This window comes from Leclercia sp. J807, from assembly GCF_009734465.1.
In the GTDB taxonomy this organism is placed as follows: domain Bacteria; phylum Pseudomonadota; class Gammaproteobacteria; order Enterobacterales; family Enterobacteriaceae; genus Enterobacter.
Genome location: NZ_CP046446.1, coordinates 1,642,911 through 1,656,737, shown reverse-complemented (window position 1 = coordinate 1,656,737; position 13,827 = coordinate 1,642,911). Strand labels below are relative to the sequence as shown.

Sequence of the window (13,827 nt, the reverse complement as noted above, 5' to 3'; positions counted from 1 at the left end):
ATAGCCAACATCCTGACCATTTTATCAGCACAAAATCACGCACAGACCGCTCAATGTTTTTTGATATACATATCTTTGGTGAAGTAGTACCCCAGCTTATCCGGCGTAAATCCGCCCACCCACGGCTTCACCAGATGGGTACGCACGTAGTGATAGACCGGGATCGCCGGGACATCCCGCGCCAGCAGATCTTCTGCCTGCTGGTAAAATGCCCCGCGCTCGGCAGTGGTTTTCGCTTTCGCGGCATTGGCCAGCGCCTCGTCATAGGCGGCATTGCTGTACTGGCTGGTATTCTGACTGTCACCGGTACGGAAGTTATTCAGGAAAGTCGCCGCATCGTCGAAATCGGCGATCCAGGCGTAGCGCACCGCGTCAAAATTGTGGGTGTGCATGGTGTCCAGCATCGTTTTCCACTCCTGGTTTTGCAGCTTCGCCTCCACGCCGAGGTTTTTCTTCCACATCGAGCTGACGGCAATGGCAATCCGCTGGTGGGATTCCGAGGTGTTATACAGGAGGTTAAAGCTGAGCGGGTGACCGTCGTTAAAGCCAGCTTCGTTCAACAGTTTTTTCGCTTCGGCAATGCGTTTATCCATCGGCCAGCTGGCGTAATCCGGATTTTTCAGTTTCACCCCGCCGATATCCGGCTGGCTAATCACCCACGCTGGACGCTGCCCCTGCCCCAGCACCTTCCCGGCAATAATCTCTTTATCCAGCGCCAGGTTCAGCGCCTTGCGTACGCGCGGATCGTTAAACGGGGGACGGGAGGTATTGAACTGGTAGTAGTAGGTTGCCAGCTGCGGCGAGACATCCACCTCTTTGCCCAGCGTTTTTTGTAGCTGCGCGAACTGGTTGATAGGCAGTGTATAAGCGATATCGATTTCACCCGCCCTGTAGCGGTTCACGTCGGCGGCTTCGGAGGTGATGGGCAGGTAAGTCACCTTGTTGATCACCGTATGGGCATTGTCCCAGTAGCGCGGGTTGCGCTCGGCGACAATCCGCTCGTTGACCACCCACTGCTTGAGGGTATAGGCCCCGCTGCCAACAAAGTGTTCCGGCCTGGACCATTTATCGCCGTAGCGACCAATCAGGACCTTATCCACCGGCACCAGCGACGGGTGCGCCAGCATGGCAAGAAATGCCGCGTTGGGCTGATCCAGCGTCACTTCCAGGGTGGTGTCGTTCAGCGCCTTCACCCCCAGGGTTTCAGGGGCTTTTTTGCCCTCGGCGATATCGGCGGCGTTGACCATATGCATGTTGCCTGGGAAGCTGGCATACGGCGAGACGGTTTTCGGGTCCACCAGCCGCTGCCAGCTCCAGACTACGTCCTGGGCAGTAATCGCTGTACCGTCGCTCCAGGTAATCCCCGGACGGAGATGGAAGGTCCAGACGGTGTTGTCTTTGTTCTCCCATTTCTCGGCCAGCCGCGGCTGGATCTCACCCTGCGGCGAGACGCTCACCAGCCCATCGAATATATCGCTGATAATATTGAATTCGACATCGCTTTCGACTTTATGCGGATCGAGAGATGCCGGTTCATTGCCATTATTCCTGACCAGTTCCTGCTTCTCTGCCAGCTCTGTTCCTGCCGGTACACTAGCGGCGAACGCCGTTGTGCTTGCGCACAGGATGCCTGCCGTCAGTAAAGAGAGGGTAAATGTTGCTTGTGATGAGGGTTTCATGTCCTTCGCCTTATTGTTTCGTTTTGTCGACGCAAAATAACTCTTAGCGTTGAGTCAGGAATAAGGCAATATATTTCAGTGACCTATAAGAGCTTGATCTGATTAACCCTGACAAACCGTGGTTCGTGCTACATTGCGCAGGTTACGGAACATTTCATGCTACCTCAATACCTAAGATGCTGAGTAAAGATGGGTAAAACCATTTTATAAGCGGCGCGTCGTTTTCTATTCTTGCCGTCAATTACATCTGTCATAAGAGAGTGACTCATGGATCGTATTATTAGTTCTTCACGCGACCGCACATCGCTACTCAGCACCCACAAGGTGCTGCGCAACACCTACTTTATGCTCAGCCTGACGCTGGCCTTCTCCGCGCTGACGGCCACCGCCAGCACCGTGCTGATGCTGCCATCGCCGGGGCTGATCCTGACTCTGGTTGGTATGTATGGTCTGATGTTCCTGACCTACAAAACGGCTAACAAGCCGGTAGGTATTTTGTCGGCGTTCGCCTTCACCGGTTTCCTGGGCTACATCCTGGGGCCAATGCTTAATACCTACCTGTCCGCCGGTATGGGCGATCTGATCGGTCTGGCGCTGGGCGGTACCGCGCTGGTCTTCTTCTGCTGTTCTGCCTACGTGCTGACCACCCGCAAAGACATGTCCTTCCTCGGCGGTATGCTGATGGCGGGCATCGTGGTAGTACTGATCGGTATGGTGGCGAACATCTTCCTGCAGTTACCGGCCCTGCACCTGGCTATCAGCGCCGTATTCATCCTGATCTCCTCCGGGGCGATCCTGATGGAAACCAGCAACATCATTCATGGCGGTGAGACGAACTACATCCGCGCTACCGTGAGCCTGTATGTGTCGCTGTACAACATCTTCGTCAGCCTGTTGAGCATCCTGGGCTTCGCCAGCCGCGATTAACCGACAGTGCTCTGTAACAAGCCCCGCTTATGCGGGGCTTTCTTTTTTGGTAAACTGTCACGGTTTTCGATAATTTCGTGATGATTATGCTGAACTTTGAAGGTAAAGAGATTGAGACCGATAGCGAAGGCTATCTGAAAGAGACCAGCCAGTGGAGCGAAGGGCTGGCGGCGATTATCGCCGAAAAAGAGTCTATCGCCCTGACGCCAGAGCACTGGGAAGTGGTGCGCTTTGTGCGCGACTTCTATCTGGAATTCAACACCTCCCCCGCCATCCGCATGCTGGTGAAAGCGATGGCCAATAAATATGGCGAGGAGAAAGGCAACAGCCGCTATCTCTATCGTCTGTTCCCGAAAGGCCCGGCAAAACAGGCGACCAAAATCGCCGGTCTGCCTAAGCCCGTGAAGTGCATTTAATAGCGAATACCGAAGTTCACGTATTCCCGGCCGGGTTGATGCGGTTCTGACAGAACCTTTTCAACCCGTGCAATGCGCGGCCCGCCCGCCTTAAGCCAGGCGAGCAGTTTATCGACCTGTTCCGCCTCGCCGCAGGCCACCACTTCGACGCTTCCGTCATCCATATTACGCGCGTAACCGGTCAGCCCCAGCTCCGTGGCTTCTCGCTGCGTGCTGTAACGAAAGCCCACACCCTGAACCGTGCCGTGAACCCACGCGATGATGCAGACATTTGCCATACTCCCTCCCCTTATCCATGCCTGACCTGAACCCAAAGAATAGCAAATTATGGCTACAGGTTTAGCGTAGCGTTTTGGGTAAACAGCCGTAATGCTGGCGGAAACGGGCCGTAAAACGCGAGCTGGACAGGTACCCGCACTGCATGGCGATCTCGCCGATGGGCAGGCGGGTCGACTGTAGCTGCGAAAGTGCTACCGCCATACGCACCTCCTCCACAATCTGGCGAAAACTTTGCGACTCTTCCCGTAAGCGTCGGCGCAAGGTGGGTACGCTTACGGCCAGACGGCTGGCGATCTCCTGCGCGGTCCATGCCTTACCGGGCGACACCATGATGAAATGCCGCACCTGCTCGGTGAGATTGATATTTCTCTCGATAAGCAGCGGCCCGGCCACCCCATCATGCAGCAGCGCCAGCAGGAGCCCGAAGGCCTGATGCTTTTGCAGCTCTTCCGGAAAACCGTGCCGCACCGCATGCAGCAGATTGCTCCACATAAAGGCCAGCCCTTCGCTGAGCGGAGCACACAACGAGTCCGTTCTGGTGCGCGGCCAGGATTGCAGGTAGCGCGTTTTAAACTCGGCGATAATGTCGGGGGATAACAGCAGCAAATCGGAATGAAACAGCTCCTGCGCGGGCTGGTTAATGATTTCCATTGGGGTATTCGCCGGAATAATGATTAGCTCATCCGGCGTCGCCACTAAGCGCCGCTCCTCCTGAATAATCACCTTGCTGCCGTGTGTAATGTGGCAAATGGCCGGGTAAAAAAGCTTTACGTGGTGCAGGCGATGCATCTTGCTGGCATTAACCTCAGCCGCTGTCAGATGATTATGTTGAAAATGAAAATCCTGCACCGGACCACCTTTTATCGTGCGTATGTTGCGGTTAATTGCGCTTTCGCCAGTACGTGGCTGTTGAGCATGAAGCCGACCAGGGCGCCGCTGGCATTACTGTCGATGGGCAGTTTATCCACGTTCAGCGCCCAGACGGTGAACTGATAGGGGTGCGGTTTATCCCCTTCCGGCGGACACGCCCCACCGAAGCCAGCATACCCGAAATCATTCCGCCCCTGCACCGCCCCTGCGGGTAATTTATCGCTGTTCGTTTTTCCGGCGCCAGCGGGCAGGCTCAGCGTGTGAGCGGGAAGATTGACCAGGGTCCAGTGCCACCAGCCGCTGCCGGTGGGGGCAGCAGGATCGTAGGCCGTGATGGCAAAACTTTTTGTGCCCGCCGGGGGATGCTGCCAGGCCAGCTGTGGCGAGGCATTTCCTCCCTTGCAGCCAAAGCCAGTAAAAACCTGCTGTTGCGTTAAGGGGTGGCCGTCGGCGATATCCTGACTGCTGAGACTAAACGGCAATGCCGCAGACGCAGTAAAATTGATTGTCGCCAGCGCAATGGCGGCGATGGCAATGTGCTTTTTCATTGTGGTTTCCTTTTGCTGAACCGGAAACCTCACTCTAAAGCTCACAACGAATTCATAATGTGCCTGAGCGATTTTAAAATGTGCCGAAACGCTCAATAGTGTCCGCAGATGATTGCCACTGGCCATCTGTGCTACTCTACGCGCCATTTCCCTGGAATCGACAGAACTGAAAATTATGAGTGTACGTTTAGTGTTAGCCAAAGGGCGCGAGAAATCATTGCTGCGCCGCCATCCCTGGGTCTTCTCCGGTGCAGTTGCCCGTATGGAAGGCAAAGCCAGCCTCGGTGAAACCATCGATATCGTTGACCACCAGGGGAAATGGTTAGCGCGCGGCGCATACTCGCCTGCGTCCCAGATCCGGGCGCGCGTCTGGACGTTTGATAAAGAGGAATCCATCGATATCGATTTCTTCGTCCGTCGCCTGCAGCAGGCGCAGCAGTGGCGCGACTGGCTGGCAAAACGCGACGGGCTGGACAGCTACCGCCTGATCGCCGGTGAATCCGACGGTCTGCCAGGCGTGACCATCGACCGTTTTGGCAATTTCCTGGTGCTGCAACTGCTAAGCGCGGGGGCAGAGTATCAGCGGGCGGCGTTAATCAGCGCGCTGCAGACACTGTTCCCTGAGTGTGCCATTTACGATCGCAGCGACGTCGCGGTGCGTAAAAAAGAGGGCATGGAACTGACTCAGGGTCCGGTAACGGGCGAACTGCCCCCTGCCCTGCTGCCTATCGAAGAGCACGGCATGAAACTGCTGGTGGATATTCAGGGCGGCCACAAAACCGGTTACTACCTCGATCAGCGCGACAGCCGTCTGGCAACACGCCAGTACGTTGCCGATAAGCGCGTGCTGAACTGCTTCTCCTACACCGGCGGCTTTGCGGTGTCGGCGCTGATGGGCGGTTGTGCTCAGGTGGTGAGCGTCGATACGTCCCAGGAAGCGCTGGACGTGGCGAAGCAGAACGTCGAGCTTAACAAGCTGGATCTGAGCAAAGCCGAATTTGTTCGCGATGATGTCTTTAAGCTGCTGCGCAAATATCGCGACCAGGGCGAGACGTTTGACGTGATCGTCATGGATCCGCCGAAATTCGTGGAAAATAAAAACCAGCTGATGGGTGCCTGCCGTGGGTACAAAGACATTAACATGCTCGCCATCCAGCTGATTAACCCGGGCGGCGTGTTGCTGACCTTCTCCTGTTCCGGCCTGATGACCACCGAATTATTCCAGAAAATTATCGCGGATGCCGCTGTAGATGCTGGTCGTGATGTACAATTTATAGAGCAGTTCCGTCAGGCGGCCGATCATCCGGTGATCGCTACCTATCCGGAAGGGCTGTATCTGAAAGGATTTGCCTGTCGCATCATGTAACTTGAAAAGTGGAATGTTGCCCACACCTATAGTGTAAGTAACGTTTCCCGGGAGGTGACTATGAATGCCAGCAAATTCGGTATCGGCCAGCAGGTCCGCCATTCCCTGTTAGGTTATCTGGGTGTGGTCGTGGATATCGACCCGGAATATTCTCTCGACGAGCCGTCAGCGGATGAGCTGGCGGTGAATGCAGAACTCCGCGCCGCGCCCTGGTACCACGTGGTTATGGAAGATGACGATGGCCAGGCCGTGCATACCTATCTTGCCGAAGCCCAGTTAAGTAGCGAACAGCAGGATGAACATCCTGAACAGCCATCGATGGATGAACTGGCGCAAACGATCCGCAAACAGTTGCAGGCGCCGCGCCTGCGTAACTAATGAAAACCCGGTAGCCCACGGCTGACCGGGTTTTTTATTACTTCGCCATCCCGAGGCGTGGGATCTCAATCGCCGGGCAGCGATCCATCACCACATTCAGGCCTGCGTCCCGTGCCAGCACCGCCGCCTGTTCGTTAATCACCCCGAGCTGTAACCACAACGTTTTCGCCCCGACTGCAATGGCTTCCTGCGCCACCCCCCAGGCCGCTTCAGAGTTGCGGAACACATCCACCATGTCGATTTTTTCCGGTACTTCCGCCAAGGTGCCGTACCCCTGCTGGCCCAGCAATGTTTTACCTGCCACTTTTGGTGATACCGGGATCACGTGATAGCCCTGGTCGAGCAGATATTTCATCACCCGATAACTCGGGCGATCGGGCTTATCACTCGCCCCCACCAACGCAATGGTTCGGGTGGTGGTAAGGATGTCAGCTATGGTGTTCTCTTTCATTTATCTCCTCCTGGCTCGTTCAAACCGGGTATCAACGCCGTTAAACAACTTCTCATCCCATACGTCTGTATGAGGGCAAATTGCCGGACCCTGTCTATATGTTAGTAAATATGATTAACGAAAAATTTTGATACATTATTCAAGACGCATGTCTTTTAAGAGGGCTCTCTATGAAAACCGGCATTGCCTGGAGTCTGTTTGCGCTGCTCATGCCGGTTTGCGTTTTCGCCACAACGCTGCGGCTCTCTACAGACATCGACCTGCTGGTACTTGATGGCAAAAAAGTCTCCAGTTCCCTGCTGCGCGGCGCCGATAGCATAGAGTTGGACAACGGTCCGCATCAGATTGTCTTCCGGGTAGAAAAAACCATTCGCCTTGGCAATCACGAGGAGCGCATCTATATCTCCCCTCCTCTGGTCGCCAGCTTTAACACGCAGCGGATCAGTCAGGTTAATTTTAGCCTTCCGCGGCTGGAAACAGAAAAAGAGTCACAACTTTTTGATAAATCACCGCAAATCGAGTTGCTGGATGGCGACGCGACCCCGATTCCGGTCAAGCTGGATATTCTGGCGATCACCAATACGCCGAACGGCGTCAATTACGAGTACGACACTGAGCGCTATAACAAAGCCGGGCAGAGCGCCTCGATACCGCAGTTTTCTACCACCATGGCCGATGACAGCACGCTCTTATCCGGCGTGTCTGAACTGGATATGCCGCCACCGCAATCCCAGAGCATGACGGAGCAGCGCCTGAAATACTGGTTTGCCCAGGCCGATCCCGAGACCCGAAGCCGTTTCCTGCAATGGGCGAAACAACAACCCTCGTCCTGAGCCGCATTTTTTATCCCTTTCTCTTGCAGCGTCAGGTGCTTCCAGTAATCTGTAGCCAGTTAACTAACGGATAGAGACTATGGAACTCACAACCCGCACACTGCCGGAACGCAAACATATTGCCCTTGTCGCGCACGATCACTGCAAACAGATGCTGCTCAACTGGGTCCAGCGTCATAAATCCCTGCTGGGACAACATCAGCTTTCGGCCACCGGAACAACCGGCAACCTGATCCATCGGGAGACCGGGCTGCAGGTGAATGCCATGCTGAGCGGCCCTATGGGGGGCGATCAGCAGGTGGGTGCCCAGATTTCGGAAGGAAAGATTGATGTGCTGATCTTCTTCTGGGACCCGCTCAATGCGGTACCGCACGATCCGGACGTAAAAGCCCTGCTGCGTCTGGCAACGGTGTGGAATATTCCGGTCGCCACTAACCTGTCGACGGCGGACTTTATTATCGAATCCCCGCAGTTCAACTCGCCGGTGGAGATCCTGATCCCGGATTATCAGCGCTATCTGGCTGAACGTCTGAAGTAAATGTGTCCTGCCGGGTGGCGGCTTCGCCTTACCCGGCCTACGGTTTACGCGCTACCGGCACGTCTATATTTTTCAATATCTCAACAAAACGTGACGGCTGCTGTTTATTGAACAGCAACCAGACCCGATGGCGGGCGCGGGTCATCGCCACATATAACAATCGCCGCTCTTCGGCATCGGGAAAGTCTTCCGTCGCAGGCAGCAGAGCCTGCTCCATGACCGATTCACGCGCAGGTGCTGGGAAACCGTCGCTCCCCTCCTGTAACCCCACGACGATGGCATAGTCCGCCTGCTGCCCCTTGCTGGCATGGATCGTCATAAAATCCAGCTGCAACTTTGGCCAGCGGGTCGCGGCTTTCTCCAGGCTGGCGGGCTTGAGATGCTGATAGCGCGCCAGCACCAGAATGCGCTCCTCCGGTCTGGCGTAACCGCTCAGCTTATCCAGCAGGGCATCGAGCTGATCGTCTGCCAGCAGCGTGACCGCTTTTTTGTCCCCAGCCGAGAGGCTGTTCAGCGGTTTTGCCAGCTGATGCGGGTTCTGCTGGATAAAGCGGTTGGCGATCTCACCGATCCGGTTATTGAAGCGGTAGGTGGTATCCAGATCGCAGCGATCGCCTTCGCCAAAGTAATGGTGAAACGCGGTTGTCAGCGACAGCTGCGCGCCACTGAAGCGATAGATCGCCTGCCAGTCATCCCCCACAGCGAACAGGGTGGTGTGCTTGTTCTGTGCCCGTAGCGCCGCCAGCAGTGCCGCACGCTGAGGGGAGATGTCCTGAAACTCATCCACCAGAATGTGTTTCCAGGGGCTGATAAAACGGCCTTTCTCCAGAATAACGATCGCCTGATGAATCAGGCCGGAAAAATCGACGGCGTTTTCTGCCTTCAGGGCAGCTTTCCACGCCTTAAGCAGGGGAGCCATTAACTTCACCCGCTTTGAAAACAGCGCCCGCACCTCTTCAGGGGCACCGGCAATCATCTCTGCCTGAGCGCCGCCGTGCATGCGCATCAGGCTCACCCAGCGATCGAGCCGGGGTGCCAGTCGGCGCGCCAGCTTCTCGTTTTGCCAGAAACTGCCCTCCGGCACGTCCCAGTTCAGCTCCTCTTCCAGCCACTGGCGCCAGCCTTTGGCCTGCGCTTTTTTCTCGCTGCACTGCTGCTGCCAGGCATCTATAAATAGCTTCTGTCGCGCCGCGGTGTCGTTTTCAAGCTCGCTGACCACGGGCACTTTTTTACTCCCCTGCTGAATGATGTGCAGGGCCAGGGCGTGGAAGGTCCGGGCGGTAATGTCGCGGGTATGCAGCCGCGCCTCTATCCGCTCATCCATCTCCTGGGCCGCCTTACGGCCAAAGGCCAGGAGTAAAATCTGATCGGCAGAGGCTTCATTGCGGGTCAGCAGCCAGCCTGCCCGGGCCACCAGCACCGAGGTTTTGCCGCTACCGGCACCGGCCAGCACCAGCAGCGACGACTCGCCGTTGACCACCGCCCGGGCCTGGGCCGGATTGAGGGGGGAAGACTCAATACCGGCAAAAAAGTCGGCATACTGGCTGAGCATGGCGTCGGTCCACGCCTGATTGTGCGCCAGCCTGCTCTGGTCAATGTCCTTCAGCCAGGCCTGACACTGACGCCAGGCTTCCCGGCAGTTATCAAACTCGTCGAGCCTTGAGACGGACAACGGCAAGGCCTGTAACGCCTGGCGAATTTTTTGCTGCAAACCGAGCGTTTTTTCCCGCGTCAGCCAGCTGTTTTGCTCATTTGTTGCGGCAATGTCATTCAGCGCGTTTTGCAGGACCTGCGCCGCCACCTCACTCATTTCAGCACTCCACTGCTGCCAGAGCGTGTTCAGATGACGGTGAAAACGCTGGGTTTCTGCCCACTCGGTGCCATGCAGGCGGACCACTTTTTCATCGGGCAGAACAAACTCCAGCTCCCCCCAGACCAGGCCGCGTTTGCAGTGAATGGCCAATAGCTGATTGAAAGGGATGAGATATTCATGACGTTCGCCTGAGACCTTGACCCCGGCGTTGAGCAGAACGACTTTGTCGTACGGATGTTGTGCCAGGCGCTTGCCTAACGATGTTGCTTTCAGTTCCATGTCCAGCCTGATCCACGACGTGAATAATTGCATAACAGTTTAACTGCCAGTTTTCAGGTGCTCCAGCGCAAAAAAACGTTACAATCATCAGGGCTTCACCATTCCGGTAAGAATTGAGGTTTTATGCGTACCGTTCTGAATATTTTGAATTTTGTGCTGGGTGGTTTTGTCACTACCCTCTCCTGGCTGCTGGCGACGCTGGTCAGCGTGGTGCTGATCTTTACCCTGCCGCTGACGCGCTCCTGCTGGGAAATCACCAAACTCTCGCTGGTGCCTTACGGTAACGAAGCGGTTCACGTGGATGAACTGGAGCCTGACAGTAAAAGTACGCTGATGAACACCGGCGGAACGCTGCTCAATATTCTGTGGCTGATCTTTTTCGGCTGGTGGCTGTGTGTGATGCATATAGCGGCGGGGATCGCCCAGTGCCTGACCCTGATTGGCATCCCCGTCGGGATCGCCAATTTCAAAATTGCCGCCATCGCTTTATGGCCGGTCGGACGCCGGGTTGTGCCGGTAGAAGTGGCTCGCGCCGCGCGGGAAGCCAACGCCCGCCGCCGTTTTCCGTAACAAGGACCTCGCGCGCACATGCTAAGCCCTCTGCTTCGCCGCTACACCCTGAACAGCGCCTGGCTCTACAATGCCCGGATCTTTATTGCCCTGTGTGGCAGTACCGCCCTGCCCTGGTGGCTGGGCGAAGTAAAGCTGACCATCCCGCTGACGCTGGGGGTGGTTGCCGGCGCGCTGGCCGACCTGGACGATCGTCTTACCGGTCGGCTGCGCAATCTGGTTATCACCCTGATCTGCTTTTTTATCGCCTCTGCATCGGTTGAGCTGCTCTTTCCGTGGCCATGGTTTTTCGCGATTGGGCTGACGCTCTCCACCAGCGTTTTTATCCTGTTGGGTGGGCTGGGCCAGCGCTACGCCACCATCGCCTTTGGCGCGCTGCTTATTGCCATCTATACCATGCTGGGGGTGTCGCTGTATGACCAGTGGTATCAACAGCCGGTGCTGCTGTTGCTGGGCGCGGTCTGGTATAACCTGCTGACGCTCGCCGGGCATCTTATTTTCCCCATTCGCCCGTTACAGGATAATCTTGCCCGCAGCTATGAGCAGCTGGCCCACTATCTGGAATTAAAGTCCCGGCTCTTCGATCCAGATATCGAAGATGACGGCCAGGCACCGCTGTACGATCTGGCCCTGGCGAACGGGCAACTGGTGACCACGCTAAACCAGACCAAAGCATCGTTACTTACCCGTTTACGCGGCGATCGTGGTCAGCGCGGCACCCGCCGAACCCTACACTATTACTTTGTGGCGCAGGATATCCACGAACGCGCCAGCTCATCGCATATTCAGTACGCCGAACTGCGCGAAAAGTTTCGCTACAGCGACGTGATGTTCCGCTTCCAGCGCCTGTTGTCGATGCAGTCGCAAGCCTGCCAGCAGCTGTCGCGCTCCATTCTGCTGCGCACCCCTTATCAACACGATCCGCGATTTGAACGCGCATTTACCCACCTGGATGCGGCGCTCGACCGCGTTCAGGCCAGCGGCACCTCTGCTGAGCAGATGAAAGCGCTGGGTTTTCTGTTAAATAACTTACGCGCCATTGATGCCCAGCTCGCCACTATCGAATCTGAACAGGCGCTGGCAACACCCGGTAATGATGTGAATAACCAGCTTGCGGATGACAGCCTGCATGGGTTTAGCGATATCTGGCTGCGTTTAAGTCGTCATTTTTCCCCGGAATCGGCGCTGTTTCGCCATGCGGTGAGGATGTCGCTGGTGCTCTGTATTGGTTATGCTTTTATACAGATAACCGGGCTTAATCACGGCTACTGGATTTTGCTCACCAGCCTCTTTGTCTGTCAGCCCAACTACAATGCCACCCGCCACCGGCTGGCGCTGCGTATTCTCGGCACCCTGGTTGGGGTCGCTGTCGGGTTACCCATCCTTTACTTTGTTCCTTCGCTGGAAGGTCAGCTGATCTTAATTGTGATCACCGGCGTGCTGTTTTTTGCGTTTCGTAATGTGCAATATGCTCACGCCACCATGTTTATCACTCTGCTGGTGCTGCTCTGCTTCAACCTGCTCGGGGAAGGTTTTGAGGTGGCCCTGCCGCGCGTCATTGATACGTTAATTGGCTGCGCCATTGCCTGGGCTGCGGTGAGTTTCATCTGGCCGGACTGGCGGTTCCGTAATCTGCCTCGGGTGCTGGATCAGGCGATGAACGCCAACTGCCGTTATCTTGATGCCATTCTTGAGCAGTATCATCAGGGGCGCGATAACCGCCTGGCGTACCGTATCGCCCGGCGTGATGCCTATAACCGCGACGCGGAGCTGGCGTCTGTGGTGTCGAATATGTCCACGGAGCCGCGGGCAACCGCAGAAACCCGTGAAGTTGCATTCCGTTTGCTGTGCCTCAACCATACTTTTACCAGCTATATCGCCGCGTTGGGCGCGCACCGCGAGCGGCTCACCAGCCCCGCAATCCTGGGATTGCTCGACGATGCGGTCTGCTACGTTGATGATGCACTTCATCAACGTCCGGCGGATGAGCCTCGTGTTCAGCAGGCATTAAGCGAACTGGCGCAACGCATTTCACATATTGAGCCGGGAGCCGAGAGCAAAGCGCCTCTGGTTCTGCAGCAAATTGGTCTGCTCATCGCGTTGCTGCCAGAAATTTGTCGCCTACAGCAGCACGTTAATCAGCTGCCGGAGTAAGGGGAGTCTCTACCGGCAGCTTTTTGTACCACTCCACAAGCTCCTGGCGTCTGACTTCCGGGAGTGCAGCGACGTGCAGCCCGGTGATGGCCCCTTCCAGTGCAAACAGCACCTTATAACTGAGGTGCTTGTTCAGCGCTTTGATCTTCAGCCAGGACTGCTCCGCCCCCAGCGCGCGTAATGCCTCTTCGGTGGTGATGCCCGCTTCATAAAGCAGGATCTCCAGTTGAAAGGTGAGATTGGGTAAATCTTTCAGCCTTTCGCGCTTATAGCGTGCGCTGCGCTCCCGCCGCGCCGCCTCCAGCGCAAACGAGGAGAGCTGCAGAAGCTTTTCGCGATCCTGCCAGAGACCTTCATCAACGCGATAATAGTTCAACAACACAGGCCGCCCCCGCTTTACCAGCGACAGGAAAGTCGAGGCATGTTTTACACAGTAAGGTGCGCTCTCCTCACAGGCCCGCAGGTATAACTCCCCTTCCGACACCATGGCAAATACCGTGTCATCTACCGCCAGAGTGTAACCGCCAAACAGGGCGCGATAGTGCACCTTGCCGAGAGGAGACAGGTATTCTGCTGATTGATAGATCCGTTCATACGATAACTTTTTCATGATATTTCCCTTTTAAATCATGGAGTAATGGTGAGTTCGTTTGTTAACGGATCCGTTAGCCAGAAAATAGGTAACTTATAATCGAACGGCAAGATGATTTTTCAATACGACTGAAT

The 13,827-nt window shown here is 55.9% G+C and carries 15 protein-coding genes; 8 read left to right on the top strand and 7 right to left on the bottom strand.

The genetic code is table 11. The features are described 5' to 3' along the window. Positions 1–50 precede the first annotated feature (50 nt). The gene (locus GNG26_RS07645; RefSeq protein ID WP_156238330.1) at positions 51–1,679 is read right to left on the bottom strand and encodes an ABC transporter substrate-binding protein; all 1,629 of its coding nucleotides are present in this window, start codon (positions 1,677–1,679) and stop codon (positions 51–53) included. A gap of 267 nt (positions 1,680–1,946) precedes the next feature. On the opposite strand from GNG26_RS07645, the gene yccA reads away from it, so the two are divergent. Beyond that, positions 1,947–2,606, top strand: coding sequence for an FtsH protease modulator YccA (yccA, locus tag GNG26_RS07640; RefSeq protein ID WP_103823337.1), 660 nt, complete (start codon positions 1,947–1,949; stop codon positions 2,604–2,606). A gap of 86 nt (positions 2,607–2,692) precedes the next feature. Next, positions 2,693–3,022 carry a sulfurtransferase TusE gene (gene tusE / locus GNG26_RS07635; RefSeq protein WP_103823605.1) on the top strand — a complete coding sequence of 110 codons (330 nt, stop codon included), beginning with the start codon at positions 2,693–2,695 and terminating at the stop codon, positions 3,020–3,022. Here the strand turns inward: tusE and yccX are convergent. The 3 genes from yccX to GNG26_RS07620 form a co-directional block, all read right to left on the bottom strand. Then, positions 3,019–3,300 (bottom strand): acylphosphatase, encoded by a 282-nt coding sequence (gene yccX, locus GNG26_RS07630; RefSeq protein ID WP_103823338.1) that lies wholly within the window; start codon positions 3,298–3,300, stop codon positions 3,019–3,021. The two genes, tusE and yccX, sit on opposite strands and share 4 nt — an antisense overlap. A 61-nt stretch (positions 3,301–3,361) precedes the next feature. Beyond that, on the bottom strand, positions 3,362–4,090 hold the full coding sequence (locus tag GNG26_RS07625; protein ID WP_370463893.1) for a helix-turn-helix transcriptional regulator: 729 nt from the start codon (positions 4,088–4,090) through the stop codon (positions 3,362–3,364). Between the two features lie 71 nt (positions 4,091–4,161). After that, positions 4,162–4,719 (bottom strand): kinase inhibitor, encoded by a 558-nt coding sequence (locus GNG26_RS07620; RefSeq protein ID WP_156238328.1) that lies wholly within the window; start codon positions 4,717–4,719, stop codon positions 4,162–4,164. Positions 4,720–4,894: 175 nt separating this feature from the next. Between GNG26_RS07620 and rlmI the strand changes: the two genes are divergently transcribed. Both rlmI and hspQ read left to right on the top strand, forming a co-directional pair. Next, positions 4,895–6,085 carry a 23S rRNA (cytosine(1962)-C(5))-methyltransferase RlmI gene (rlmI, locus tag GNG26_RS07615; RefSeq protein ID WP_156238327.1) on the top strand — a complete coding sequence of 397 codons (1,191 nt, stop codon included), beginning with the start codon at positions 4,895–4,897 and terminating at the stop codon, positions 6,083–6,085. 60 nt (positions 6,086–6,145) lie between these two features. After that, entirely contained in the window at positions 6,146–6,463 is a 318-nt protein-coding gene (hspQ, locus tag GNG26_RS07610; protein WP_103823342.1) for a heat shock protein HspQ, read from the top strand. A 37-nt stretch (positions 6,464–6,500) separates the two neighbouring features. Here the strand turns inward: hspQ and GNG26_RS07605 are convergent, their stop codons facing one another. Then, positions 6,501–6,914 (bottom strand): CoA-binding protein, encoded by a 414-nt coding sequence (locus GNG26_RS07605; RefSeq protein WP_103823343.1) that lies wholly within the window; start codon positions 6,912–6,914, stop codon positions 6,501–6,503. 170 nt (positions 6,915–7,084) lie between these two features. On the opposite strand from GNG26_RS07605, the gene GNG26_RS07600 reads away from it, so the two are divergent. Next, positions 7,085–7,747, top strand: coding sequence for a DUF2057 family protein (locus tag GNG26_RS07600; RefSeq protein ID WP_103178963.1), 663 nt, complete (start codon positions 7,085–7,087; stop codon positions 7,745–7,747). A 79-nt stretch (positions 7,748–7,826) separates the two neighbouring features. After that, complete coding sequence (gene mgsA / locus GNG26_RS07595; protein WP_103178962.1) at positions 7,827–8,285, top strand: methylglyoxal synthase; 459 nt, start codon at positions 7,827–7,829, stop codon at positions 8,283–8,285. A gap of 37 nt (positions 8,286–8,322) precedes the next feature. Here the strand turns inward: mgsA and helD are convergent, their stop codons facing one another. Beyond that, complete coding sequence (helD, locus tag GNG26_RS07590) at positions 8,323–10,377, bottom strand: DNA helicase IV (protein ID WP_156238326.1); 2,055 nt, start codon at positions 10,375–10,377, stop codon at positions 8,323–8,325. 123 nt (positions 10,378–10,500) lie between these two features. Between helD and GNG26_RS07585 the strand changes: the two genes are divergently transcribed. After that, positions 10,501–10,947 (top strand): YccF domain-containing protein, encoded by a 447-nt coding sequence (locus GNG26_RS07585; RefSeq protein ID WP_103178960.1) that lies wholly within the window; start codon positions 10,501–10,503, stop codon positions 10,945–10,947. An 18-nt stretch (positions 10,948–10,965) separates the two neighbouring features. Next, a complete protein-coding gene (gene yccS, locus GNG26_RS07580) occupies positions 10,966–13,101 on the top strand; it encodes a YccS family putative transporter (RefSeq protein ID WP_114315419.1) in 2,136 nt (711 codons plus the stop codon). Here yccS and GNG26_RS07575 read toward each other — a convergent pair. Then, positions 13,082–13,711, bottom strand: a complete 630-nt coding sequence (locus GNG26_RS07575; protein WP_156238325.1) for a TfoX/Sxy family DNA transformation protein — start codon at positions 13,709–13,711, stop codon at positions 13,082–13,084. The genes yccS and GNG26_RS07575 overlap by 20 nt on opposite strands. Positions 13,712–13,827: the final 116 nt, after the last annotated feature.

Bases quoted from the DNA above. Each gene is read 5' to 3' on its own strand.
- GNG26_RS07645 (WP_156238330.1), bottom strand. From the start codon at position 1,679: ATGAAACCCTCATCACAAGCAACATTTACCCTCTCTTTACTGACGGCA.
- yccA (WP_103823337.1), top strand. From the start codon at position 1,947: ATGGATCGTATTATTAGTTCTTCACGCGACCGCACATCGCTACTCAGC.
- tusE (WP_103823605.1), top strand. From the start codon at position 2,693: ATGCTGAACTTTGAAGGTAAAGAGATTGAGACCGATAGCGAAGGCTAT.
- yccX (WP_103823338.1), bottom strand. From the start codon at position 3,300: ATGGCAAATGTCTGCATCATCGCGTGGGTTCACGGCACGGTTCAGGGT.
- GNG26_RS07625 (WP_370463893.1), bottom strand. From the start codon at position 4,090: ATGCATCGCCTGCACCACGTAAAGCTTTTTTACCCGGCCATTTGCCAC.
- GNG26_RS07620 (WP_156238328.1), bottom strand. From the start codon at position 4,719: ATGAAAAAGCACATTGCCATCGCCGCCATTGCGCTGGCGACAATCAAT.
- rlmI (WP_156238327.1), top strand. From the start codon at position 4,895: ATGAGTGTACGTTTAGTGTTAGCCAAAGGGCGCGAGAAATCATTGCTG.
- hspQ (WP_103823342.1), top strand. From the start codon at position 6,146: ATGAATGCCAGCAAATTCGGTATCGGCCAGCAGGTCCGCCATTCCCTG.
- GNG26_RS07605 (WP_103823343.1), bottom strand. From the start codon at position 6,914: ATGAAAGAGAACACCATAGCTGACATCCTTACCACCACCCGAACCATT.
- GNG26_RS07600 (WP_103178963.1), top strand. From the start codon at position 7,085: ATGAAAACCGGCATTGCCTGGAGTCTGTTTGCGCTGCTCATGCCGGTT.
- mgsA (WP_103178962.1), top strand. From the start codon at position 7,827: ATGGAACTCACAACCCGCACACTGCCGGAACGCAAACATATTGCCCTT.
- helD (WP_156238326.1), bottom strand. From the start codon at position 10,377: ATGGAACTGAAAGCAACATCGTTAGGCAAGCGCCTGGCACAACATCCG.
- GNG26_RS07585 (WP_103178960.1), top strand. From the start codon at position 10,501: ATGCGTACCGTTCTGAATATTTTGAATTTTGTGCTGGGTGGTTTTGTC.
- yccS (WP_114315419.1), top strand. From the start codon at position 10,966: ATGCTAAGCCCTCTGCTTCGCCGCTACACCCTGAACAGCGCCTGGCTC.
- GNG26_RS07575 (WP_156238325.1), bottom strand. From the start codon at position 13,711: ATGAAAAAGTTATCGTATGAACGGATCTATCAATCAGCAGAATACCTG.